Source organism: Dechloromonas sp. CZR5 (assembly GCF_008711155.1).
GTDB lineage: Bacteria > Pseudomonadota > Gammaproteobacteria > Burkholderiales > Rhodocyclaceae > Azonexus.
In genome coordinates this window covers 193,942-215,956 of record NZ_VUYQ01000001.1, presented here as the reverse complement: position 1 = coordinate 215,956, position 22,015 = coordinate 193,942, and the positions used below count along the sequence as shown (strand labels likewise).

24 protein-coding genes are annotated in these 22,015 nt (G+C 62.4%); 5 read left to right on the top strand and 19 right to left on the bottom strand.

From position 1 onward, the window contains the following. Positions 1-145: 145 nt before the first annotated feature. From F1002_RS01035 to rnk, 3 genes are all read right to left on the bottom strand, one after another. Positions 146-832, bottom strand: coding sequence for a 2-phosphosulfolactate phosphatase (locus tag F1002_RS01035; protein ID WP_150427175.1), 687 nt, complete (start codon positions 830-832; stop codon positions 146-148). Positions 833-909: 77 nt separating this feature from the next. Continuing rightward, entirely contained in the window at positions 910-1,155 is a 246-nt protein-coding gene (locus tag F1002_RS01030) for a hypothetical protein (protein WP_150427174.1), read from the bottom strand. A 93-nt stretch (positions 1,156-1,248) separates the two neighbouring features. Next, positions 1,249-1,656 carry a nucleoside diphosphate kinase regulator gene (gene rnk, locus F1002_RS01025; protein ID WP_191090267.1) on the bottom strand — a complete coding sequence of 136 codons (408 nt, stop codon included), beginning with the start codon at positions 1,654-1,656 and terminating at the stop codon, positions 1,249-1,251. Between the two features lie 115 nt (positions 1,657-1,771). Between rnk and F1002_RS01020 the strand changes: the two genes are divergently transcribed. Further along, on the top strand, positions 1,772-2,683 hold the full coding sequence (locus F1002_RS01020) for a LysR family transcriptional regulator (protein ID WP_150427173.1): 912 nt from the start codon (positions 1,772-1,774) through the stop codon (positions 2,681-2,683). 67 nt (positions 2,684-2,750) lie between these two features. On the opposite strand, the gene F1002_RS01015 is transcribed toward F1002_RS01020, so the two are convergent. The 3 genes from F1002_RS01015 to gdhA form a co-directional block, all read right to left on the bottom strand. Next, on the bottom strand, positions 2,751-3,008 hold the full coding sequence (locus F1002_RS01015; RefSeq protein ID WP_150427172.1) for a hypothetical protein: 258 nt from the start codon (positions 3,006-3,008) through the stop codon (positions 2,751-2,753). 6 nt (positions 3,009-3,014) lie between these two features. Continuing rightward, positions 3,015-3,164, bottom strand: coding sequence for a hypothetical protein (locus F1002_RS20905; RefSeq protein ID WP_191090266.1), 150 nt, complete (start codon positions 3,162-3,164; stop codon positions 3,015-3,017). Positions 3,165-3,271: 107 nt separating this feature from the next. Then, the gene (gene gdhA / locus F1002_RS01010; protein WP_150427911.1) at positions 3,272-4,615 is read right to left on the bottom strand and encodes an NADP-specific glutamate dehydrogenase; all 1,344 of its coding nucleotides are present in this window, start codon (positions 4,613-4,615) and stop codon (positions 3,272-3,274) included. A 340-nt stretch (positions 4,616-4,955) separates the two neighbouring features. Here gdhA and F1002_RS01005 point away from each other — a divergent pair, with 340 nt between their 5' ends. Further along, positions 4,956-5,858 (top strand): LysR family transcriptional regulator, encoded by a 903-nt coding sequence (locus F1002_RS01005; protein WP_150427171.1) that lies wholly within the window; start codon positions 4,956-4,958, stop codon positions 5,856-5,858. A gap of 95 nt (positions 5,859-5,953) precedes the next feature. Here F1002_RS01005 and rpe read toward each other — a convergent pair whose 3' ends face one another. After that, positions 5,954-6,655: a ribulose-phosphate 3-epimerase gene (gene rpe, locus F1002_RS01000; protein ID WP_150427170.1), complete on the bottom strand. Its 702-nt coding sequence runs from the start codon at positions 6,653-6,655 to the stop codon at positions 5,954-5,956. A 36-nt stretch (positions 6,656-6,691) separates the two neighbouring features. Between rpe and apaG the strand changes: the two genes are divergently transcribed. Continuing rightward, the gene (gene apaG / locus F1002_RS00995; protein WP_150427169.1) at positions 6,692-7,072 is read left to right on the top strand and encodes a Co2+/Mg2+ efflux protein ApaG; all 381 of its coding nucleotides are present in this window, start codon (positions 6,692-6,694) and stop codon (positions 7,070-7,072) included. Next, complete coding sequence (locus F1002_RS00990; protein ID WP_150427168.1) at positions 7,069-7,662, top strand: class I SAM-dependent methyltransferase; 594 nt, start codon at positions 7,069-7,071, stop codon at positions 7,660-7,662. The genes apaG and F1002_RS00990 overlap by 4 nt, the downstream gene beginning before the upstream one ends. Here F1002_RS00990 and ydiK read toward each other — a convergent pair. From ydiK to F1002_RS00970, 4 genes are all read right to left on the bottom strand, one after another. Further along, the gene (ydiK, locus tag F1002_RS00985) at positions 7,609-8,757 is read right to left on the bottom strand and encodes an AI-2E family transporter YdiK (protein WP_150427167.1); all 1,149 of its coding nucleotides are present in this window, start codon (positions 8,755-8,757) and stop codon (positions 7,609-7,611) included. The two genes, F1002_RS00990 and ydiK, sit on opposite strands and share 54 nt — an antisense overlap. Positions 8,758-8,800: 43 nt before the next feature. Beyond that, positions 8,801-10,039 carry a bifunctional glutamate N-acetyltransferase/amino-acid acetyltransferase ArgJ gene (gene argJ, locus F1002_RS00980; RefSeq protein WP_150427166.1) on the bottom strand — a complete coding sequence of 413 codons (1,239 nt, stop codon included), beginning with the start codon at positions 10,037-10,039 and terminating at the stop codon, positions 8,801-8,803. A 51-nt stretch (positions 10,040-10,090) separates the two neighbouring features. Next, positions 10,091-12,802, bottom strand: a complete 2,712-nt coding sequence (gene secA / locus F1002_RS00975; RefSeq protein ID WP_150427165.1) for a preprotein translocase subunit SecA — start codon at positions 12,800-12,802, stop codon at positions 10,091-10,093. Between the two features lie 100 nt (positions 12,803-12,902). After that, positions 12,903-13,823, bottom strand: a complete 921-nt coding sequence (locus F1002_RS00970; RefSeq protein ID WP_223879410.1) for a M23 family metallopeptidase — start codon at positions 13,821-13,823, stop codon at positions 12,903-12,905. Between the two features lie 10 nt (positions 13,824-13,833). Here F1002_RS00970 and F1002_RS00965 point away from each other — a divergent pair, with 10 nt between their 5' ends. Further along, positions 13,834-14,268, top strand: coding sequence for a DciA family protein (locus tag F1002_RS00965; RefSeq protein ID WP_191090265.1), 435 nt, complete (start codon positions 13,834-13,836; stop codon positions 14,266-14,268). On the opposite strand, the gene F1002_RS00960 is transcribed toward F1002_RS00965, so the two are convergent. The 8 genes from F1002_RS00960 to murG form a co-directional block, all read right to left on the bottom strand. Beyond that, the gene (locus F1002_RS00960) at positions 14,255-14,443 is read right to left on the bottom strand and encodes a hypothetical protein (protein WP_150427163.1); all 189 of its coding nucleotides are present in this window, start codon (positions 14,441-14,443) and stop codon (positions 14,255-14,257) included. The two genes, F1002_RS00965 and F1002_RS00960, sit on opposite strands and share 14 nt — an antisense overlap. 6 nt (positions 14,444-14,449) lie before the next feature. Beyond that, entirely contained in the window at positions 14,450-15,364 is a 915-nt protein-coding gene (lpxC, locus tag F1002_RS00955) for a UDP-3-O-acyl-N-acetylglucosamine deacetylase (RefSeq protein WP_150427162.1), read from the bottom strand. 85 nt (positions 15,365-15,449) lie between these two features. Next, positions 15,450-16,637, bottom strand: a complete 1,188-nt coding sequence (gene ftsZ, locus F1002_RS00950) for a cell division protein FtsZ (protein ID WP_150427161.1) — start codon at positions 16,635-16,637, stop codon at positions 15,450-15,452. Positions 16,638-16,674: 37 nt separating this feature from the next. Beyond that, positions 16,675-17,904 carry a cell division protein FtsA gene (gene ftsA, locus F1002_RS00945; RefSeq protein WP_150427160.1) on the bottom strand — a complete coding sequence of 410 codons (1,230 nt, stop codon included), beginning with the start codon at positions 17,902-17,904 and terminating at the stop codon, positions 16,675-16,677. 4 nt (positions 17,905-17,908) lie between these two features. Further along, complete coding sequence (locus F1002_RS00940) at positions 17,909-18,649, bottom strand: cell division protein FtsQ/DivIB (RefSeq protein WP_150427159.1); 741 nt, start codon at positions 18,647-18,649, stop codon at positions 17,909-17,911. A 15-nt stretch (positions 18,650-18,664) separates the two neighbouring features. Next, positions 18,665-19,570, bottom strand: coding sequence for a D-alanine--D-alanine ligase (locus tag F1002_RS00935; RefSeq protein WP_150427158.1), 906 nt, complete (start codon positions 19,568-19,570; stop codon positions 18,665-18,667). Then, positions 19,567-20,958 carry a UDP-N-acetylmuramate--L-alanine ligase gene (murC, locus tag F1002_RS00930; RefSeq protein WP_150427157.1) on the bottom strand — a complete coding sequence of 464 codons (1,392 nt, stop codon included), beginning with the start codon at positions 20,956-20,958 and terminating at the stop codon, positions 19,567-19,569. The genes F1002_RS00935 and murC overlap by 4 nt, the downstream gene beginning before the upstream one ends. Beyond that, positions 20,955-22,013, bottom strand: coding sequence for an undecaprenyldiphospho-muramoylpentapeptide beta-N-acetylglucosaminyltransferase (murG, locus tag F1002_RS00925; protein WP_150427156.1), 1,059 nt, complete (start codon positions 22,011-22,013; stop codon positions 20,955-20,957). The genes murC and murG overlap by 4 nt, the downstream gene beginning before the upstream one ends. Between the last annotated feature and the right edge of the window lie 2 nt (positions 22,014-22,015).

Below are 22,015 nucleotides of genomic sequence, written 5' to 3'. Positions count from 1 at the left end.
TCTGTTTACACAGAACTGTCACAAATCCGCAAAGCCTCAGCCATGCCTCAATGTAATAATTTCCGACACTTCCGGAGGGGAGTCGCCGGGCAAATCACCGATTGAATCAATGCTGCTCGACCCTGCCGAACACTGGAGTGTGTCGTTAGCGGATGATCAATTGGTCCGCCTCGGACTCGACGGGCATGGCGAAATCGAACAAGTCCGCGTGCGCAGCCAGTTCGAGGTCGCCGCGAGGCAAATGGGGCCAGTTCCCGGCTGAGAAGCGGAGCCCGAAATCGGAGTTTCGCACGCGCCGGACAAATGGCTGGGGATCCGGCTGCCCACCGCGCAACAGCGCCTCAATGTAGTCTGCGCAGGCGATGTCCTCATCGCCATCACGATCGACCCACTCACCGGTAATCACGAAGCAGACCTCACCCGCCCCCGAGGCTCGGATGGCTTCCGCCGTCGCCCGGGCACACACCAGGCTGGCTGCATACAGCCGGCGCGCCCGCCGGAAGCGCTGGAGGCCGCGAACACCGGCCGCCGTAGTCATCACCACATTCTTGCCTCGGAGATCGGCCTGCATCAGTTGCCAGGGGGAATTGCCGAAATCGAAACCGGGAACCGGGTCGCCACCACCCACCGCACCAACGGAGACCGCATTGTCCAGCGTAGCCATCCGGTGGGCCGCCGCCGAAATGCCCTCGACGGGATAGACAGCCGCGGCACCGTTATCGAGCGCAACGGCCGCCGTCGTAAACGACCGCAAGACGTCGACCACGACGACCGTGTCGTCGGTACTCGCCTGGTTCTGCAAACGGTTCAGGAAAATGCGGGAAAATTTCATGGCAAGCCGACAAACGCAGGGTCGAAACCCGCTCAGGATAACGGCTTGCCGCCTCTCCGGCAAAATCCGGCCGGCACTTATTCGGGTTGTAGCGCCTTCACGAACGGCAGCAGGAAATTCGGGGAGAACACATTTTCCCTGACGAGGCAAACGTCAATGCATTCCTGCGCCATCTCGGCGGATGTCTCGACGGCGGTTCGAGTCAGCTCGATATGGAGTTCCATCACTCTCTCGGTAGCGGCCAGAAAGCTCTCCGCAAAAATGCCAGCAGCTGCCAGCGTGGTCTTCTGCGTTTCCGCAACGGTTTCGATAAAAAGCACCATCAAACTCTCCGTGGAATGGTCATGAATGGAGGAGCGCCCCGCTGTTGAGCCAGCAGAAGTGCGCACTAAAACAAGCGTCGTCGACCGGCGAACCTAGGCAGCTTTGCAGACGCCGGTGACTTTCAATCGCCGCACGGAACCGTCGGGAAAATCCCAGGCGATTTCCTGGCCTACCCTCAAGCCGATCAGTGCACTGCCGACCGGTGTCAGCACCGATACCTTGCCTGCCGCCGGATCCGCCTCTTCGGGAAAGACCAGTTCGATTTCACGCTGCGTTCCCAAACGCTCGTCCAGATAGCTGCAACGAGCGTTCATGGTCACCACATCGTCAGGAACCCGTTCCCTTTGAACTACAATCGCACGATCCAGTTCATCCGCCAGCTCATCGTTCATGGCATATTCACGCAAGCGCGCGTAGTCTTCCACGCTCAACACGGGCTCCCCGAGCCCCGATGATTCGTTGGACAATGTGCGCGTTTTTGTAAAGTCGGTGGTATTCATGGGATAGCATCCTACCGTTCGAGCGAGGCTCTCGGTAGCCATCAAACCGGCATCAAAATGTATCCCACCTGGAAACAATATCGAGGTACGGCACCAATAGGAGAAGCGGACATCAATGGCTGATTTGAATCTGATGGCGGTTTTTGCCCGGGTCGTCGAGGCCGGCAGTTTTTCGGAGGCCGCCAGGCGGGCCGGGACGTCCCGTTCATCGATCAGCAAGGCCGTAGCCAAGCTGGAAAAATCGCTCGGCGCGCACTTGCTGAACCGAACCACTCGCCACCTCAGCCTGACCGAAATCGGCGCCGCAGTGGCCGAGCACTGCGCCCGCATTCTGGAGGAAGCAACAGAGGCGGAGAAACTGGTCGGCAGCCTCAGTAACGAAGCGCGTGGCATATTGCGCGTCAGCGCTTCGGTGGCATTTGGCACCCTGCACGTCGCCCCGGCCCTGGCCGAATTCCTGCCGCGCCACCCGGAGCTCAAGATCGACCTCAGCATCACGGATCGCTGGGTTAACCTGGCAGAGGAAGGCTTTGACGTGGCCATTCACGTCAGCGGCGACCCGCCTCCGAATCTGGTGGCGCGCCCGCTGGCACCGGTTCGGCGCCAGCTATGCGCCACCCCGGAATACTTTCGCCGCCGCGGCATTCCCCGGACGCCTGCCGATCTGGTCGAGCACAACTGCCTGGATTACACGCGCTCCGGCGAACCCGGGCGATGGCGCTTCACCGGCCCGGAGGGGGAAATATCCGTGCCGATCAACGGCCCGCTCCACGTCGATGATGACGAAGCCCTGTCGCAGGCCGTCCTCGGCGGACTGGGCGTCGGACTGCTGCCGACTTTCATTGTTGGCAAGGCGCTGCAGAACGGAGACCTGCAGGCCGTCCTGTCCGAGTACATCCCGGTTGAGCGTCATGTCTACGCCATGTATCTGCCGACGCGCCACCTGCCCAACAAGGTCCGGGTTTTCATTGATTTCATGCTTTCCCATATTGGCGCTGAGCCCTATTGGGATCGACAGGCCGGCTGAAACACCGGTCATTGGTCACAGGTCGCAGGTGATCGTTCGGCGGCGGGCGATGTCCGCCTTGCCGGGGTCACGGCGCCGGAGGAGGGGTAGCGGCGCGCTCCCGACTGGCCAACAACATATCCCGCAACAGAGTCCTTGCCAGATCATCCGGTTGCCGGTTGGCCAGTTGGCGGCTGGTACCACCCGTTGCCGTCGAGACAACGAGAATCATGCCGGCCACCCAGTAGTAGCCGGAAAATACCTCGCCATCGATTTCGCAGCTGACCGGATATCTTTCGTAGCGCCGGTGCGCAGGACTCGAGGCGTTGCCACGCAAGCTGCCCATGCGACCTCAGGAACCGGTCCGGGCAAGGCTGATCGGCAAAAGCAAGGAGTAGAGCTCAGCCTTGATCGCCCGCTTCTTGTTATTGAGGACCCGGATTTCGTCCGACGCGGCGGGCTCCATGCGAACCTCCATGCTCCCGATCGTCTGATCAAGCATGCCGCGCCTCCCGGACAGAGCATGAAGATACCGATCGCTCGCCTTCAACTCGCTAGTCAGGTCGTGAAACTCATGGAACATGCCGCCCTCCCTGCCTGGCGAATTACTTAAATAACGCCCTGGGCCAGCATCGCATCGGCGACTTTGACAAAGCCGGCGATATTGGCGCCATTGACATAGCTGACCTTACCGCCAGCCGTCAGACCATAGCTCAAGCAGGCTTCATGGATATTGCGCATGATTTCATGCAGACGGGCGTCGACTTCGTCACGCTGCCAGGAAAGGCGCATGGCGTTCTGACTCATCTCCAGGCCTGAAGTCGCCACGCCGCCGGCATTGCTGGCCTTGCCCGGAGCGTAAAGCACGCCGTTACCCTCGAACACCTTCACCGCATCGGCGGTCGACGGCATGTTGGCGCCTTCGGCAACGCAGATGACGCCGTTCTTGAGCAATGTCTTCGCATCCTCAGCGTCCAGCTCGTTCTGCGTGGCGCAGGGCAGAGCGACATCGACCGGCACATGCCAGGGTCGAACGCCCGGCTGGAAGATGGCACCGACCCGCTCGGCGTAGTCGCTGACACGGCCGTAGCAGCGATTCTTCACCTCCATCAGTTCGGCCAGCTTTTCCGGCGTGAAGCCGCTCTCATCGATCACCGTGCCGCTCGAATCGGACACCGTGACAACCTTGGCCCCCATCGCCATCGCCTTTTCGATCGCGTACTGGGCAACGTTGCCGGCACCCGAAACGCTGACGCGCAGGCCGTCGAAGCTGCGCCCCTGCTGCTTGAGCATCTCCTCGGCGAAATAGACGGTGCCGTAGCCGGTTGCCTCCGGACGGATCAAGGAGCCGCCGAAGCTCAGTCCCTTGCCGGTGAACACGCAGTCAGCCCGGTTCGTCAGTTTTTTGTACATTCCGGCCATGAAGCCGACCTCGCGGCCGCCCACGCCAATGTCGCCGGCCGGCACGTCGGTGCTGGCACCGACATGCCGGAACAGTTCGCTGACGAAGGCCTGGCAAAAGCGCATCACCTCGCCCGGGCTGCGCCCCTTCGGATCGAAATCCGAGCCGCCCTTGCCGCCGCCCATGGGCAGCGTGGTCAGCGCGTTCTTGAAGGTCTGCTCGAAAGCGAGGAATTTGAGGATGGACAGATTGACCGAGGGATGAAAGCGGATACCGCCCTTGTAGGGACCAATGGCTGACGAGTGCTGGATGCGGTAACCGCGATTGACCTGCACCTCGCCTCTGTCATCAACCCATGACACACGGAAAATGATGATGCGCTCGGGCTCGAGCAGACGATCAAGCAAGCCGTGTTCGGCATATTTCGGATGCTGGGCAATGTACGGCCACAAGCTTTCGATGACCTCCGTCACCGCCTGCAAGAACTCCGGCTGCCCCGGATTGCGCACGGCTACCTGCTGAATGAAATCATCAAAACTCTGGTAACGCATCATTGCTCCCTGGTTCGTCGTACGGGGTGAATTGTCGAAAATCGGCGCAATCAACCGCGTCAAGCGCAGAAAAGCGGGCCACCATTGATAGCCGTTCAGCAACAATCGGCTGCCGGCTCAGCGGAGAAAGTAGCGTTACCGCCAGTGGCTGCACAGAAACCGCCAAGAACGGCCGCGGGCAATGCATAACAGGCCGCACCCCAGCGACTTCTCTGGATTATTTTGAGGAAGTCAATCCGGCCGTTTTTCGAGAGTTGGATCATAAAGCCGGAAAGCGGGCTTGATAAGCCATAGAATTTGAACAAAACTGTTTCCGTTTTTATAACAATCCGCCCCCCCCATGCACGACATCAACGACATGCTTTTCTTTGCTCATGTAGTCAAAGTTCACAGCTTCTCGGAGGCTGCGCGCCGTCTCAACGTCTCGAAATCGCGCGTCAGCAAAGCCGTTACCCGCCTGGAAAGCGACCTGGGAGTACGCTTGTTGCACCGGAGCACCCGCAGCCTGAGCCTGACCGACGTTGGCGAAGCCTATTTCGAACACTGCGACCGCATACTGGAAGAGCTCAGCCAGGCGGACACAACGATTTCACGACTGCACCAGGAGCCGCGCGGCCAGCTGAAGATCAGCGCCCCGGTCGCCTTCAGCACCATGCATGTGGCCTCGGCCCTGCCCGACTTCATGGCGCTGTATCCCGACCTCAGCGTTGACCTGACGATCAGCGACCGCCTGGTCGACCTTGCAGACGAGGGATACGACATAGCCCTGCGCATCACTCGCGAGCCGGGCCAGAATCTGGTTGCACGCCAACTGGCCCCGATCCGCCGCAAGATTTGTGCGAGCCCGTCCTATCTCGCCCGTCGCGGAATTCCGCTCATTCCGGAAGACCTGGTCCTGCACAACTGTCTGGATTACACCTTCATGAACACCCAGGGGATGTGGCACCTCAACGGTTATAACGGAGATGTCTCGATTCCGGTATCCGGCACCCTGCGCATCAATGACGACGAGGCCTTGTCCCAGGCGGTACTCGGCGGCCTGGGGCTGGCCCTGCTACCGACCTTCATCGTCGGTAAGGATCTGCAGGAAGGGCGCCTGGTCGAAGTTTTGCCCGGTTATGTACCAACCGAGCGTTTCATCTACGCTGTTCATCTGCCCAATCGGCATTTGCCGCTAAAAGTCCGCGCCTTTATCGAATTCCTGATGAAGCGCTTCGGACCGACCCCCTACTGGGACCGCTGAACTTGCGACGCTTGCCGCCAACCGCGCGCCACTATTGACCGAAGGAAGCCGCATTGGCGAGCGGCATTCTGTCGAGATGGGCGGCGAGGATGCGCTCAGACCTTCCCGAGTTCGCCACGCAGGGCGCCGATGATCGAATCGTAGCGGTGCGGGTCGCTGTCCTTGCCGGCCCCATAGACGGCCGACCCGGCAACGAAGGCATCGACTCCGGCACGGGCGATTTCGGCGATGTTGGCGGTGTTCACGCCGCCGTCGATCTCCAGGCGGATGCGCCGGCCGGTCTGTTGTTCGTAGGCATCCAGCCTGGCACGGGCCTGCCTGGCCTTGGCCAGCGTGCCGGGGATGAACTTCTGCCCGCCGAAGCCGGGGTTCACGCTCATCAGCAGCACGACGTCGAGCTTGTCCATGACGTAGTCCATGTGATCGAGCTGCGTGGCCGGGTTGAAGACCAGGCCGGCCTGGCAGCCGCCTTCGCGGATCAGCGACAGGCTGCGGTCGATGTGGTCCGAGGCTTCCGGGTGGAAGGTGATGATGTTGGCCCCGGCCTTGATGAAATCGGGGATGATGCGGTCGACCGGCTTGACCATCAGGTGCACGTCGATCGGCGCCGTGGTGCACGGACGGATGGCTTCGCAAACCAGAGGACCGATGGTCAAGTTGGGAACATAATGGTTGTCCATCACGTCAAAGTGAATCCAGTCGGCCCCCGAGGCGATGACGTTGGCCACTTCCTCGCCCAGCTTGGCGAAATTGGCGGACAGAATGCTCGGTGCAATGACGTAATCTTTGGCTGACATGATGTGTCCCTGAACAATAACGAACGAAATTATCCCATGCCCGACAACAAGTACCGAATCGAAGTCCACCCGATGCCGCAGTTCATTCCCGATCAGTCCGACCCGGAGAACGACCGCTACCTCTTCGCCTATACGATCACCATCCGCAACGTCGGCCAGGTGCCGGCCCAACTAGTTTCCCGGCACTGGATCATCACCGACGCCAACAATCACGTGCAGGAAGTGCGAGGTCTGGGTGTGGTCGGCCAACAACCGCTGCTCCAGCCCGGTGAAAGCTACCAGTACACCAGCGGCTCCTCGCTGACGACCCCGATCGGCACGATGAAAGGCAGCTACCAGATGGTCGCCGAAGACGGCACGCATTTCGAGGCGGAAATTCCCGAATTCGTCCTCGCCATTCCACGCGCCCTGCATTGAGCCTCAAACACAGCTACACGCTGATCGCGCCGTTCTACGATGCAGCCATCGGCCAGGTAACGCGGACCGCCCGCCAGCGCAGCCTGGCCGCGTTGCCGGCAGAAGCGGGGCGTGTGCTGCTCGCCGGCGTCGGCACCGGCCTCGACCTGCCCCACCTGCCGCCCCAGCACCGCTACGTCGGACTCGACCTGACCCACGCCATGCTGCGGCGCGCCCTGCCGCGTGCCGGGCACATCGATTTCGCGCCGGTCCAGGGCGATGCCCAGCGCCTGCCATTTGCCGACGCCGCCTTCGACCATGCGGTATTGCATCTGATTCTGGCCGTCGTGCCGCAACCGACGGATTGCTTTGCCGAGATTGCACGCGTCGTGCGGCCCGACGGCAGCATCCTGGTGTTCGACAAATTCCTGCGTCGTGGGCAGCCGGCACTGATGCGCCGCCTGTTCAACCCGCTGCTGCGTCGTGTCGCGACGCGACTGGATGTGGTGTTCGAGGATTTACTCGTCGCAACGCCCGGCCTGGCGCTGGAGCACGACCTACCCACCCTGGCCGGCGGCTGGTTCCGGATGATCAGGCTGCGGCGGCTCTGAAACGGCAGCCGGTTCGTCAATGGCTTCGGGCGGCGATTCATCCTTGCCCAGCGCATCCTCGATCCAGGCCAACATCAGCGTCCAGGTCACCGCCAGCACGACCGGGCCGACGAAAATACCGATCAGACCAAAGCCCAGCATGCCACCGATAACACCGGCGAAAATCAGCAGCAACGGCAGGTCTGCACCGCGCTTGATGAGCATGGGGCGCAGGAAATTATCCAGGGTGCCGACGATCAGGCTCCACACCAGCAGGAAGGTCGCCCAGCCGGTATCACCCATCCAATACATCCAGCCGACCGCCGGCAGCAGAACCAGCATGGGACCGATTTGCGCAATGCACAGCATCAGCATCAGCGCCGACAGCAAGGAGGTGAAGGGCACGCCGGCGACGGCCAGACCCAGCCCGCCGAGCAAGGTCTGCACGATGGCAGTGACACCAACACCCAGTGCCACACCGCGAATGGCCTGGCCGGCCAGAACGATCGAATTCTCGCCCCGTTCGCCGGCCAGCCTACGCCCGAAACGACGTGCCATGCGCGCCCCCGTTTCACCGCCGGAATACAGGATGGCCGAGATCGTGACCACCAGCAGGAACTGGATCAGCATGCCGCCCAATCCACCCACCTGAGCGAGCACCCACTTACCGGCATCGGCCGCATAGGGGGTGGCCTTGGCGACAATACCGGCCGCGCCTCCGGCAGCCATCTGGCTCCAGGCGGCAGCCAGACGCTCGCCCAGCAGGGGCAGTGTCTTGACCCAGTCGGGCGGCAAAGGAAGGCCATTGCTCGCCACCGACTTGCCGGCGGCCGTCAGCTCCCCGGCGTGATCTAGAATGGTATCCAGTGCCAGCCACAAGGGCAGCACCAACAGGAGCAGCATGCCGACGCTCATGATCAGCACAGCGATGCTCCGCCGATTACCCAGACGCGCTTCCAGGCTGACGAACAGAGGCCAGGTGGCAACCACCAGCATCGCCGCCCACACCGAAGCGGCCAGGAACGGACGCAGCACCCACAGGCTCAGACCGATCAGCCCGAGAATGCACAGGATGGCCAGGGTATTCCTGGCCAAGTCACGGCGAATGTTGGTCATGCGCTTGACTCCAGTCGGGCCGGATCGTTCCGCGCCCGGCGGATCAGGAACGATAGTCCGCGTTGATCTTGACGTAGTCGTACGAGAAATCGCAGGTATAGACGCTGGCCTGAGCGGCACCGCGGCCGAGGTCGACGCGAACGGTGATCTCTGCCTGGGCCATGACACGGGCGCCATCAGTTTCCTGGTAGGCAGCGGCACGGCCGCCGTTTTCGGCAACCAGCACGCTGTTTTCGCCACTGGCGAGCCAGACCTTGACGCCATCGACATCCAGATCGGCGATGCCGGCGTAGCCGACGGCGGCGAGAATGCGACCGAGGTTGGGATCGGACGCAAAGAAAGCCGTCTTGACCAGCGGCGAATGGCCGATGGCGTATCCGACCTGGCGGCACTCCTCGATCGTCTTGCCGCCTTGCACCGCGACGGTGATGAACTTGGTAGCGCCCTCGCCATCGCGCACGATGGCCTGCGCCAGTTCGACGGAGACGGCAATGATCGCCGCCTTGACCTCGGCCCAGCCGGCATCGCTTTCCGCAGCAAAACTGACGCCGGACTGCCCGGAAGCGATCATCACGTAGGAGTCGTTGGTCGAGGTGTCGCCATCGACCGTGATGCAATTGAACGAGGCATCCGCCGCTTCCCTGACCAACTTGTCGAGCAGGGGCTGAGCAATACCGGCGTCGGTGGCCAGGAAGCCGAGCATGGTGGCCATGTTCGGCTTGATCATGCCGGCGCCCTTGGAAATGCCGGACACCGTGATCGTCTTGCCGCCGACGGTGACGCGGCGCGAAGCGGCCTTGGCGACGGTATCGGTGGTCATGATGGCGTGCGCCGCGGCGTGCCAGTTGTCGGCCTTCAGATCGGCCTGGGCGGCCGGCAAGCCGGCCTTCAGGCGATCGACCGGCAGCGGTTCGAGAATGACGCCAGTCGAGAACGGCAGCACCTGATCGGCGGCGATACCCAACAGTTCGCCGACGGCAGCACAACTGGCCTGGGCCGTCTGGCGCCCCGGCTCGCCAGTGCCGGCATTGGCGATACCGGTATTGATGACCAGCGCGCGGATTTCCTTGCCGCCGGCGAGATGCTTGCGGCACAACTGTACCGGCGCAGCGCAGAAACGGTTCAGCGTGAATACGCCCGCCACCGTGCAGCCGGCATCCAGCGCCACCAGGGTCAGGTCGCGGCGGTTTTTCTTGCGGATTTCGGCTTCGGCAACACCAAGACGGACGCCAGGGACCGGAAAGAGTTGATCGACAGCAGGCGTGGCGTAATTGACAGGCATTCTCGTGGCTCCAAAAGCATCAAGGCACCGACGGGTGCCTTGGGGTTCAGATCAGGACAGTTTTCCGTGGCAGTGCTTGTATTTCTTGCCCGAGCCGCAAGGACACGGGTCGTTGCGGCCGATCTTCGGGCCGGCATCGGCCGGTGCCACAGCCTGCGGCTGCGCCTCGCCCTCACCCAGCGCCTCGTCGTAACCGGCATGCTGGTACTGCACATTCTGCACATCGGCATGCGGCGCGGTTTCCTCGACGTCTTCCTGCGAACGGATCTGCACGGTATAGACGATGCGGGTCACTTCGCGGCGGACCAGGTCGAGTAGCCCCTCGAACAGTTCGAATGCCTCGCGCTTGTATTCCTGCTTCGGGTTCTTCTGGGCGTAGCCGCGCAGGTGGATGCCCTGACGCAGATGATCCAGTGCCGCCAGGTGCTCGCGCCAATGGCTGTCGAGGCTTTGCAGCATGACATTGCGCTCGAACTGATGGAAGGTCGATGCGCCAACCAGTTCGACCTTGGCCTGATAGACCTCGTCGGCATCCTTGATGATGCGCGCGAGGATCTCCTCGTCGGACAGCGTCGGCTCGTCCTTGAACCACTGGGCGACCGGGGCCGCGATCTGCAGTTCGGAAGCGAGCGCGCGCTCCAGTCCTTCCATGTCCCATTGCTCTTCGACCGACTCTTCCGGCACATAGGTGCGGAAGGTTTCGATGATGACACTCTGGCGCATGGCCGAGATGGTTTCGGAAATATCTTCGGTTTCCAGCAATTCGTTGCGCTGCTGGTAGATCACCTTGCGCTGGTCGTTGGAAACATCGTCATATTCCAGCAATTGCTTGCGGATGTCGAAGTTGCGGGCCTCGACCTTGCGCTGCGCCGATTCCAGCGAACGGGTGACGAGCGGATGCTCGATGGCCTCGCCTTCCGGCATCTTCAGCTTGTCCATGATGGCGCGCAGGCGCTCACCGGCGAAGATGCGCAGCAACTGGTCGTCGAGCGACAGGTAGAAGCGCGAGGAACCGGCATCGCCCTGGCGACCGGCGCGACCGCGCAGCTGGTTGTCGATACGGCGCGATTCGTGGCGCTCGGAACCGATGATGTGCAGGCCGCCGGAGGCCAGGACCTGTTCATGCACCTTCTGCCAGTCGGCGCGCAATGCGGCGATCTGCGCTTCCTTGTCGGCAGCCGCCAGTACCTCGTCGTTGGCGACAGCGTCGATCTGCTTCTGGATACTGCCGCCCAGCACGATGTCGGTACCGCGACCGGCCATGTTGGTGGCGATGGTGATCATTCCCGGACGACCGGCTTCGGCGACGATTTCGGCTTCCCGGGCGTGCTGCTTGGCGTTGAGCACCTGGTGCGACAGCTTTTCCTTGTCGAGCAGGTGCGACAGCAGTTCGGAATTCTCGATCGACGTCGTACCGACCAGCACCGGCTGGCCGCGCTTCGAGCAATCCTTGATGTCGGCAATGATCGCCGCATGCTTTTCGTCGGCCGTCTTGTACACCAGGTCGTTCATGTCCTTGCGGACCATCGCCCGATGGGTCGGGATGACGACGGTTTCCAAGCCGTAGATCTGCTGGAATTCGTAGGCTTCGGTGTCGGCTGTACCGGTCATGCCGGACAGGCGGCTGTACATCCGGAAATAGTTCTGGAAGGTGATCGAGGCCAGGGTCTGATTCTCGGCTTGGATGTCGACGCCTTCCTTGGCTTCGACAGCCTGGTGCAGGCCATCCGACCAGCGGCGGCCGGCCATCAAACGGCCAGTGAATTCGTCGACGATGACCACTTCGCCGTTCTGCACGACGTAGTGCTGGTCCTTATGGAACAGCGACAGCGCGCGCAGGGCGGCATTCAGGTGGTGCATCAGCGAAATATTGGCGGCGTCGTAGAGGCTGGAGCCTTCCTTGAGCAGGCCATGTTCGGCCAGCAGCTGCTCGGCGTGTTCGTAGCCGGTTTCCGACAGATGAACCTGATGGCCCTTCTCGTCGACCCAGTAGTCACCTTCGCCGTTCTCTTCCATGGCGCGGGTCAGTTGCGGCACCACGGCCTTCATGCGCAGGTAGAGATCGGTGTGGTCGTCGGCCTGGCCAGAAATGATCAGCGGCGTGCGCGCTTCGTCGATGAGGATGGAGTCCACTTCGTCGACGATGGCGAAATTCAGGCCGCGCTGCACGCGCTGATCGGCCGTATAGACCATGTTATCGCGCAGGTAGTCGAAGCCGAATTCGTTATTGGTGCCGTAGGTGATGTCGGCAGCGTAGGCGGCCTGCTTGGCCTCGTGGTCCATCTGCGACAGGTTGACGCCGACCGACAGGCCGAGGAAGCGGTGCAGGCGCCCCATCCACTCGGAGTCACGGGTCGCCAGGTAGTCGTTGACCGTGATGACATGCACGCCCTTGCCGGAAATGGCATTGAGGTAGGCGGGCAGTGTGCCGACCAGCGTCTTGCCTTCACCCGTGCGCATTTCGGCGATCTTGCCGTAGTGCAGAACCATGCCGCCGATCATCTGGACGTCGAAGTGGCGCATGCCGAGGACACGCTTGCCGGCCTCGCGGACGACGGCGAATGCCTCGGGCAGCAGGTCGTCGAGCGACTCGCCGTTGGCATGGCGCTGGCGGAACTCGTCAGTCTTGGCCTGCAATTGCTCGTCGGAGAGCGCCTGCAGGGCCGGCTCGAACGCATTGATGCGCTTGACGGTCTGGGAGTATTGCTTGATCAGCCGATCGTTGCGGCTGCCGAAAATCTTCTTGAGTAGGCCGGATATCATCGCGATGTAAGGTGGTTGCGCGGGTGGCGGCAAAGCGTCGATTCTAACACGCCCCCATTACCCGATGATGACGACCTAAATCAAGACGATCCAGATCAGGCTAGCGGCGCTTGAGATGCGCGTATTCCTCGCCCTGCTTGAGAAAATGGGCCGGATTCTGGGCAACGCCCTGCATGCGAACCTCGAAATGCAGGTGCGCCCCGGTGGAGCGCCCGGTATTACCGACGGCTCCGATCGACTGCCCGCGCTTCACCAGCGACGCCGGTTTGATATCGATGCGCGACAGATGCGCATAGCGGGAAACCAGGCCTTCGCCGTGGTCGATGTCGATCATGTTGCCAAATTCGGGATGGTAAGCCGCCACCAGAACGACCCCATCGGCCGCCGCAACGACCGGCGTCCCCGTTTCCGCATTGAAATCGATCCCTTCGTGCATGGCCCGCACACCCATGATCGGATCGGCACGATGGCCGAAAGGCGAACCGAGATAGCCATCCTTGACCGGCAGAACCGTTGGCAGCAGACGGTCTCGGACCCGCTTTTCCAGCAGCTTGAATTCGACCTGTGCCAGATCATCGCTCCGCCGGTCGACCAGCGCGGCCAATCGTTCGATTTCCTTCTGCAAATCCCCTGCGCTCATCGACACTGGCACATAGGGTCCGCCTTGCGCCGCCTTGAGCGTGTCGGCCCGACGTTCGCGCTTGACGCCGGCCAGACCGGAAAGACGCTCGCCCAGCGCATCGAGCTGCAACACCTGCGCCTGAAGTTCGCCAAGCCGTGTTGCCATCAATTGCAGGTTGCTGTCGACATGATCGCGCGTCTTGCGATCTTCCTGCAAATGCAAGGTCACCAGCAGGTCCTCGACCAACGGCAAACGCAGCGCCACCGACAACCACGAGAACAGGGCCGAGGTGGAAAACACCAGCACCAGCAGCGCGAATACCGTCGCGAGCACATGCCGGGGCATAATGGTGATCGTGCGCGCCGCCTTCAGATGGCGCGAAACGAGAATAATCTGCACGGAACCTCCTATGTACAAAGGGCCAGAGCAATACCTCAACAGCGATGCGACGACGAGCCGCATCATGGCCCACGCACGCCTGCTGCAAAAGCTCTCGCGGCGGTTCGAAGCGGTCGCCCCTGCCGGGTTGCGCCACGCCGCACGCGTTGCCAATTACAAGTCGGGGACTATCGTTATCCACACCGACAACGGTGCGGTCGCCGCCAAGATTCGCCAGATGAGCCAGCGCTTGTGCAACGAATTATCCAAGGGAGGGGCGGAGTGTAGCGCCCTGGAAGTCAAAGTGCAACCCCGCCAAATCCCTTACCAATCAACGAGTTCAACATTGAAGCCGCTGTCCGGCAAGGCATTTGGCCTGCTCGAATCGACGGCCGACAACCTGCCAGAGGGGCCTTTGCGAAAGGCCTTGAAAACCCTGCTGGAGCGCGCCGCTAGAGCGGAATGATCGCCAGTCGCTCAACAAACATCAGCGCAAAGATCAGCAGCGCAAACACGACTCCGTAGCGGAACAGGCGCCAGCTGAAGGCGAGATATTGGCGATTGCCGGTAAAGGCATAGACGAGCAGCCCGACGCCGATGGCGATGACGACAACGACTGCCAACAGACGCAGCAGCCACATGGCGACTCAGGCAGCCTGAGCCAGCCAGCGGGTGACACCACTTGGCGCCTGAGCCGCCTCATCGAAGGTGGTCAATTCCCACGCATCCCGCTGCTCGAGCAGGGCGCGGGCCAGCTGGTTGTTCAGAGCATGGCCGCCCTTGTGCGACGAATAGGCGGCGAGTAGCGGATGTCCAAGCAGATAGAGATCGCCCACCGCATCGAGAATCTTGTGCTTCACGAACTCGTCGCCGTAACGCAGGCCATCCTGGTTCAGCACGCGGAATTCGTCGAGGACGATGGCGTTTTCCAGACCGCCGCCCAAGGCGAGGCCGTTTTCGCGCAGGTATTCGACTTCCTGCATGAACCCAAAGGTACGGGCACGCGACACCTCACGGACATAGGACTGCTCCGCGAAGTCGATTTCGGCCTTCTGGGCCGACTTGTCGATGGCCGGATGGTTGAAGACGATGGAGAAGGCCAGCTTGTAGCCGTCGTAGGGCACGAAGCGCGCCCACTTGTCGCCATCCTTGACCTCGATGGGCCGGGTGACGCGGATGAATTTCTTCGCGGCGTTCTGTTCCTCGATGCCGGCGGACTGGATCAGGAAGACGAAGGGTGCTGCCGAACCGTCGAGAATGGGCACTTCCGGCGCATCCAGGTCGATCCAGCAATTGTCGATGCCCAGCCCGGCAAGGGCGGACATCAGGTGTTCGATGGTCCCCACCTTGACTCCGTCCACTTCGAGACAGGAGCACATGCGGGTATCGCCAATCAGCACGGCCTTGGCGGGAATATCCTTGGGCTCCGGCAGATCGACGCGACGGAAAACGATGCCGGTATCCGGGGCTGCCGGGCGCAGGGTCAGGCTGACCTTGACGCCGCCATGCAGGCCGACACCTGAGGCACGAATAACCGTCTTGAGCGTGCGTTGCTTGAGCATGCTAAGTGTTTGAATGATTGGGGAAGGCGGCGGATTGTAACACAAGCCGCCGCCGCCCTTTTTCAGAGAAAGCTTTTGTGATGCCTTAATCCGCCTGTTTGCGCAGGAAAGCCGGGATGTCGTAGCGGTCAACGCCGCTATTGGCAAGGGCTTCAACGGTAACGTTGCGTTTACGCACCACGGCCGGCACATCGGCGATCTGGTTGTAGTCGATGGACGGACCGGCACCGAAGGCGACGGCATCGTGCGTACCGGTAGCCTGCGCCTGGACCAGCACCGGCTGGGTAAACACTTCCGGCTTGCTACGTACGGCAGCGGCAACCTGGCCAAGGCCGGTGGCAACCACGGTGACACGCAGGGCGTCGCCCATCAGTTCGTCGTAAACGGCACCAAAGATGATGTGAGCATCCTCGGCAGCAAAGGCCTTGACGGTGTTCATCACTTCGTTGACTTCCTTCATCTTCAGGTTGCCCTTGGCGGCGGTGATGTTCACCAGAACGCCCTTGGCACCGGACAGATTGACGCCTTCGAGCAGCGGCGAGGCAACGGCCTGCTCGGCGGCGATGCGGGCACGGTCGACGCCGGCAGCGGCGGCGGAGCCCATCATGGCACGGCCCATTTCACCCATGACCGTACGGACGTCTTCGAAGTCGACGTTGACCAGGCCCGGGTAGGTAATGATTTCGGCAATGCCGCCGACGGCGTTCTTCAGCACATCGTCGGCCGCCTTGAAGCAATCGTCGACATCGGCGTCGTCGCCCATGACTTCCATCAGCTTGTCGTTGAGGATGACGATCAGCGAATCGACGTGCTTGGAGAATTCGGCGATGCCGGCTTCGGCTGCCTTCATGCGCTTGCCGCCTTCGAAGCTGAACGGCTTGGTGACCACGCCGACAGTCAGGATGCCCATTTCACGGGCGATCTCGGCCACCACCGGGGCAGCACCGGTCCCCGTGCCGCCGCCCATGCCGGCGGTGATGAAGGCCATGTGGGCACCTTCCAGCGAAGCGCGGATTTCGTCGCGGTGCGCCTGCGCGGCTTCCTGGCCCTTTTCCGGCTTGGCGCCGGCACCCAGGCCGCTCTTGCCCAGCGACAGCTTGCTCGATGCCGCATTGCGGCTCAGGGCCTGCGCATCGGTGTTGGCGGCGATGAATTCAACGCCGTTCACGCCTTCGTTGATCATGTGCTCGATGGCATTGCCACCCGCACCGCCGACCCCGAACACCTTGATGATCGTGCCGACGTCCTCGTCCTTCTCGATGATCTCAAACATGACTACCTCCTCTGAAAAAACCGTTTAAATTCAAAAATCAAAAGTTCTTGACGAACCAATCTTTCATGCTGGAAAAGACATCCTTGATGCCCTGCTTTTCCTGAATCTTCTGGCCGCGCTTGCGCTGGGCCTGCGCTTCGAGCAGCAGACCGAAAGCCGTCGAGAAGCGCGGGCTCTGCACGACGTCGGCCAGGCTGCCGTGGTATTTCGGGTTGCCGAGACGAACCGGCATATGGAAGATTTCCTCACCCAGCTCGACCATGCCCGGCATGACGCTGGCGCCGCCGGTCAGCACGATGCCGGAGGACAACACTTCCTCGAAGCCGGCGCGGCGCAATTCGTTCTGGATCAGTTCGTACAGCTCCTCGACGCGCGGCTGGATCACATCGGCCAGCGCACGGCGGCTCAGGCTGCGGCTGGGACGGTCGTCGACGCCAGCCACATCGAGGTTTTCGTTGATATCGGCCAGTTGCGACAAGGCGCAACCGTACTTGCACTTGATGTCCTCCGCTTCGCGAGTCGGCGTGCGCAGGGCCATCGCGATGTCGTTGGTCACCTGATCACCGGCGATGGGGATCACCGAGGTGTGGCGGATGGCGCCCTGCGTCCACACCGCGATGTCGGTCGTGCCGCCGCCGATGTCGATCAGGCAGACGCCGAGATCCTTCTCGTCCTCGGACAGCACGGCGTAGCTGGAGGCCAGCGGCTGCAGCACGAGGTCATTCACTTCCAGGCCGCAGCGGCGCACGCACTTGACGATGTTCTGGGCGGCCGACACGGCGCCGGTGACGATATGCGTCTTCACCTCCAGGCGCATGCCGCTCATGCCGATTGGCTCGCGGATGCCGTCCTGGCCGTCGATGACGAATTCCTGCGTCAGGATGTGCAGGATTTCCTGATCGGCCGGAATCGGCATGGCGCGTGCCGTCTCGATGACGCGATCGACATCGCTGGCGGTCACTTCCTTGTCCTTGATCGCCACCATCCCGTTGGAGTTGAAGCTCTTGATGTGGCTGCCGGCGATGCCCGTATAGACGTTGCTCACCTTGCAGTCGGCCATCAACTCGACCTCCTGGATGACGCGGCTGATGGTGTGCACCGTTTCCTCGATGTTCACCACCACGCCCTTCTTCAGGCCCTTGGAATCCTGCGAGCCCATGCCGATCACGTTTAGCTGGCCCTCGTTGTCGATCTCGGCGACCAGCGCAACGATCTTCGAGGTACCGATATCCAGGCCGACGACCAAATCCTTGTTATCCCTGCTCATGTCCTTACTTTCCCTTCCCCTCGGCCGCGACCCTCATCGCAAAGCCATTCGGATACCGCAAATCCACCACGGCCGGCCTGACCACCCGCTTGGCGACCATCTCCGGATACACCTCGATAAAGCGCGCCAGCCGCACGCCGACTGGCGATTTGGCCTGCTCGCGGCCAATATCGACCAACATGCCGTTCTGCAGCTTCAAGGTCCATGCCAGGCGCGGCGACAAGGTCACCTGCACCGGCACTTCGCCGACCGCCTTGAAGGCACCAAGCAGCGCGCCGTATTCCTTCAGCACCTCCGGCGCCGTGCCGAGCGGCCCGAAGAGCAGCGGCATGGCGCTCGCCTCGCTCTCCGGCAGGCTGGCCGCAAAAACCTCGCCATAGCTGTTCACCAGTTCGCCCCGCCCCTCGCCCCAGCGGGCGACCGGCCTGTGCTCCTCGATGCTGATCTCGAGCCGATCCGGCCACTGGCGACGGATATCCACCTTGCGCACCCAGGGCAGCTTTTCCAGCGCACCGCGCACCGACTCCAGATTGATGCTGAAGAAATTGCCCTTCAGCGATGCCGGCAACACCTGCTCCACCTCGGCACGCCGGGTATGTGCCAATGTGTCGGCGAATACCACGTGACGCACTGGCAAGGACGGCACCCGCACCAGCCAGACCGCGGCTGCAGCCAGCAACGCCGCAGCCGCGACCAGCATCAGCAGGTCGGCGATGGCGTTGAGCAGGTGCGGTTTGTTCCACATTCATCGTCTCTGTCGTTAATCGTTGGCAGCCAGTTCGAGCACGCGGCGAACCAGCGCGGGATATTCCATTCCGGCGACGCGGGCGCCCATCGGAACCAGCGAATGGTCGGTCATGCCCGGCGCGGTATTCACTTCCAGGTAGTAGTGATTGCCGGCCTCGTCCATCAGGAAATCGACGCGCCCCCAGCCGCGGCCGCCGAGGATGCGGAAGGCTTCCAGCGCGCCCTTGCGGATTTCCATTTCCTTGGCTTCCGGCAGGCCGCAGGGGCACAGATACTGGGTGTCATCGCGGTTGTACTTGGCTTCGTAGTCGTACCATTCGGTCGCCGGCACGATCTTGATGATCGGCAGCACCTCGTCGCCGACGATGCCGACCGTGTATTCGCCGCCCATCACGCCCTTTTCGGCGATGACCAGCGAATCGTGGCGCGCCGCTTCCTCATAGGCCGCCTTGAGCGTTCCGCGTTCCTTGACCTTGGTCACGCCGATGGAAGAGCCTTCGCGCGCCGGCTTGACGAAGAGCGGCAGACCGAGTTGCTCCTCGATTTCGGCAAAATCGGATTCGGCCGTCAGCAGGGCATATTCGGGAACCGGCAAGCCGGCCGCCTGCCACATCAGCTTGGTGCGGAACTTGTCCATGGCCAGCGCCGAGGCCAGCACACCGGAACCGGTGTAGGGGATGTGCATGAACTCGAGGGCACCCTGGATGGTGCCGTCCTCGCCATGGCGGCCGTGCAGCGCAATGAACGCCCGGTCATAGCCCTTCAGGTCGTCGAGGGTCTGCGTGGCCGGATCGAAGGCATGGACATCGATGCCCTGCCCCTGCAGCGCGGCCAGTACCCGCGAACCGCTGTTCAGGGAAACCTCGCGCTCGGCGGAGGTTCCGCCAAAGAGGACTGCGACTTTACCGAAACTGCTCATTTGCCTTCCACCAGCTTGCCGGGCACCGCACCGATCGAACCGGCACCCATGGTCAATACTACGTCGCCATCGCGGGCAACATCCATAATCGTTTGCGGCATGGCCGCAATGTCCTCGACGAAGACCGGCTCGACCTTGCCGGCGACGCGCAGGGCGCGGGCCAGCGACCGGCCGTCGGCCGCGACGATGGGGGCTTCGCCGGCCGCGTAGATCTCGGCCAGGCACAACGCATCGACGCTGCTCAGTACCTTGACGAAATCCTCGAAGCAATCGCGGGTCCGCGTGTAGCGGTGCGGCTGGAAAGCCAGCACCAGCCGGCGTCCCGGGAAGGCACCCCGGGCGGCAGCCACGGTGGCTGCCATCTCGACCGGGTGATGGCCGTAATCGTCGACCAGCGTGAAATTGCCGCCGGCCGGCAAGGCGACCTCACCGTACCGCTGGAAGCGGCGGCCAACGCCCTTGAACTCGGCCAGCGCCTTGACGATAGCCTCGTCGGCCACTTGCACTTCGGTCGCCACGGCAATCGCGGCCAGCGCGTTGAGCACATTGTGCAGGCCCGGCGTGTTGAGCACGATGGACAGGCGGGTCGTCGTGCCATTGACGCGCACGCAGTCGAAGCGCATCCGGCCGTCCTCGGCGACGATGTTCTCGGCGTAGAAGTTGTTTTCCGGCGACAGGCCGTAGGTGATGATCTGCTTCGGCACACGCGGCAGGATGTCGCGCACGTTGGCGTCGTCGCCGCAGACCACTGCCACGCCGTAGAAGGGCAGCCGGTTCAGGAAATCGACGAAGGCGGTTTTCAGACGCTCGAAGTCGTGGCCATAGGTCTCCATGTGGTCGGCATCGATGTTGGTGACCACCGAGATGACCGGCGACAGGAACAGGAAGGAGGCATCCGACTCATCCGCCTCGGCCACCAGGAAATCGCCGCTACCCAGGCGGGCGTTGGCACCTGCGGCATTCAGCCGGCCGCCGATGACGAAGGTCGGATCGACGCCGCCTTCGGCCAGGATGCTGGTGACCAGGCTGGTGGTCGTCGTCTTGCCGTGCGTGCCGGCGATGGCGATGCCACTCTTCAGGCGCATCAGCTCGGCCAGCATCTGGGCGCGCGGCACGACCGGGATTTTCCGCTCGCGGGCAGCCACCACTTCCGGGTTGTCTGCCTTGACGGCGGTCGACACGACCAGCGCATCGGCCCCGGCAATGTTTTCGGCAGCGTGTCCGAGCATTACCTTGACGCCCTCGCCTTCCAGGCGGCGCGTCGTCGCGCTGGCGGCGATATCCGAACCGGTAACGGTGAAATCGAGGTGGGCCAGCACTTCGGCGATGCCGCTCATGCCCGAACCGCCGACGCCGACGAAGTGAATATTCTTGACCTTGTGTTTCATTTGGCGATATCCGTGCAAAGTTGGGCGACAGCCTCGGTCGCATCGGGCTTGGCCATGCTGCGCGCCTTCTCGGCCATTTCCAGCAGCTGGCCCCGGGAATAGTTGCGAATCAACGCGATCGATTCGGCCGTCAATTCGGTCTGCGGCAGCAGGAAGGCGCCGCCGACGCCGACCAGGAACCTGGCATTGCCGGTCTGGTGGTCGTCGACCGCATGCGGGAAAGGCACGAGGATGCTGGCCACCCCCGCGGCGGCCAGTTCGGCGATGGTCAGCGCGCCAGCGCGACAAATCACCAGATCGGCCCACTCATAGGCACCGGCCATGTCCTCGATGAAGGAAACGCAGTGCGCCTGGACACCGACTGCCGCGTAATTGGCCTTCAGGGTGTCAATGTGCTTCTCGCCTGCCTGATGGACGATTTGCGGCTGTTCGGCCTCACCGAGCAGTGCCATGCCCTTGGGCACCAACTCATTCAGCGCCTGCGCCCCCAGGCTGCCGCCGATGATCAGGATGCGCAGGGCGCCGCTGCGCTCGGAGAAACGCTCGGCCGGGGCTGCGATCTTCGTGATTTCCGGCCGCACCGGATTACCGACCCATTCGCCCTTCTTCAGAACATTCGGGAAGCCGGTCACGATGCGGTCGGCCACACCGGCCAGCACGCGGTTGGCCAGACCGGCAACCGAGTTCTGCTCGTGCAGGACCAGCGGCACGCCGGTCAGCGCGGCCATCATGCCGCCCGGGAAAGTGATGTAGCCCCCCATGCCGAGCACGACATTGGGCCTGACCTGACGGATGGCCTTCAGCCCCTGCCAGAAACCGCGCAGCAGGTTGAGCGGCAGCAACAGCTTGCGCAGGATGCCCTTGCCGCGCAGGGCCGAGAACTTGACCCACACCATCTCGAATCCGTGCTGAGGCACCAGCTTGGCTTCCATGCCTTCCGGATTGCCCAGCCATACCACGCGCCAGCCAGCATCGCGCATTTTGTGCGCGACGGCCAGAGCCGGGAAAATATGGCCGCCGGTGCCGCCGGCCATGACGAGGATGGTCTTGCTCATAG

Excerpts from the sequence above, each read along its gene's own strand:
- rpe (WP_150427170.1), bottom strand. The coding sequence starts at position 6,655 with ATGTCAGCCAAAGATTACGTCATTGCACCGAGCATTCTGTCCGCCAAT.
- rnk (WP_191090267.1), bottom strand. The coding sequence starts at position 1,656 with ATGAATACCACCGACTTTACAAAAACGCGCACATTGTCCAACGAATCA.
- argJ (WP_150427166.1), bottom strand. The coding sequence starts at position 10,039 with ATGCCTGTCAATTACGCCACGCCTGCTGTCGATCAACTCTTTCCGGTC.
- F1002_RS00935 (WP_150427158.1), bottom strand. The coding sequence starts at position 19,570 with ATGAGCAGTTTCGGTAAAGTCGCAGTCCTCTTTGGCGGAACCTCCGCC.
- ftsA (WP_150427160.1), bottom strand. The coding sequence starts at position 17,904 with ATGAGCAGGGATAACAAGGATTTGGTCGTCGGCCTGGATATCGGTACC.
- gdhA (WP_150427911.1), bottom strand. The coding sequence starts at position 4,615 with ATGCGTTACCAGAGTTTTGATGATTTCATTCAGCAGGTAGCCGTGCGC.
- F1002_RS01035 (WP_150427175.1), bottom strand. The coding sequence starts at position 832 with ATGAAATTTTCCCGCATTTTCCTGAACCGTTTGCAGAACCAGGCGAGT.
- murG (WP_150427156.1), bottom strand. The coding sequence starts at position 22,013 with ATGAGCAAGACCATCCTCGTCATGGCCGGCGGCACCGGCGGCCATATT.
- apaG (WP_150427169.1), top strand. The coding sequence starts at position 6,692 with ATGCCCGACAACAAGTACCGAATCGAAGTCCACCCGATGCCGCAGTTC.
- F1002_RS01020 (WP_150427173.1), top strand. The coding sequence starts at position 1,772 with ATGGCTGATTTGAATCTGATGGCGGTTTTTGCCCGGGTCGTCGAGGCC.
- F1002_RS00960 (WP_150427163.1), bottom strand. The coding sequence starts at position 14,443 with ATGTGGCTGCTGCGTCTGTTGGCAGTCGTTGTCGTCATCGCCATCGGC.
- ftsZ (WP_150427161.1), bottom strand. The coding sequence starts at position 16,637 with ATGTTTGAGATCATCGAGAAGGACGAGGACGTCGGCACGATCATCAAG.
- F1002_RS00965 (WP_191090265.1), top strand. The coding sequence starts at position 13,834 with ATGTACAAAGGGCCAGAGCAATACCTCAACAGCGATGCGACGACGAGC.
- F1002_RS20905 (WP_191090266.1), bottom strand. The coding sequence starts at position 3,164 with ATGCTTGATCAGACGATCGGGAGCATGGAGGTTCGCATGGAGCCCGCC.
- secA (WP_150427165.1), bottom strand. The coding sequence starts at position 12,802 with ATGATATCCGGCCTACTCAAGAAGATTTTCGGCAGCCGCAACGATCGG.
- ydiK (WP_150427167.1), bottom strand. The coding sequence starts at position 8,757 with ATGACCAACATTCGCCGTGACTTGGCCAGGAATACCCTGGCCATCCTG.
- F1002_RS01015 (WP_150427172.1), bottom strand. The coding sequence starts at position 3,008 with ATGGGCAGCTTGCGTGGCAACGCCTCGAGTCCTGCGCACCGGCGCTAC.
- lpxC (WP_150427162.1), bottom strand. The coding sequence starts at position 15,364 with ATGCTCAAGCAACGCACGCTCAAGACGGTTATTCGTGCCTCAGGTGTC.
- murC (WP_150427157.1), bottom strand. The coding sequence starts at position 20,958 with ATGAAACACAAGGTCAAGAATATTCACTTCGTCGGCGTCGGCGGTTCG.
- F1002_RS00940 (WP_150427159.1), bottom strand. The coding sequence starts at position 18,649 with ATGTGGAACAAACCGCACCTGCTCAACGCCATCGCCGACCTGCTGATG.
- F1002_RS01005 (WP_150427171.1), top strand. The coding sequence starts at position 4,956 with ATGCACGACATCAACGACATGCTTTTCTTTGCTCATGTAGTCAAAGTT.
- F1002_RS01030 (WP_150427174.1), bottom strand. The coding sequence starts at position 1,155 with ATGGTGCTTTTTATCGAAACCGTTGCGGAAACGCAGAAGACCACGCTG.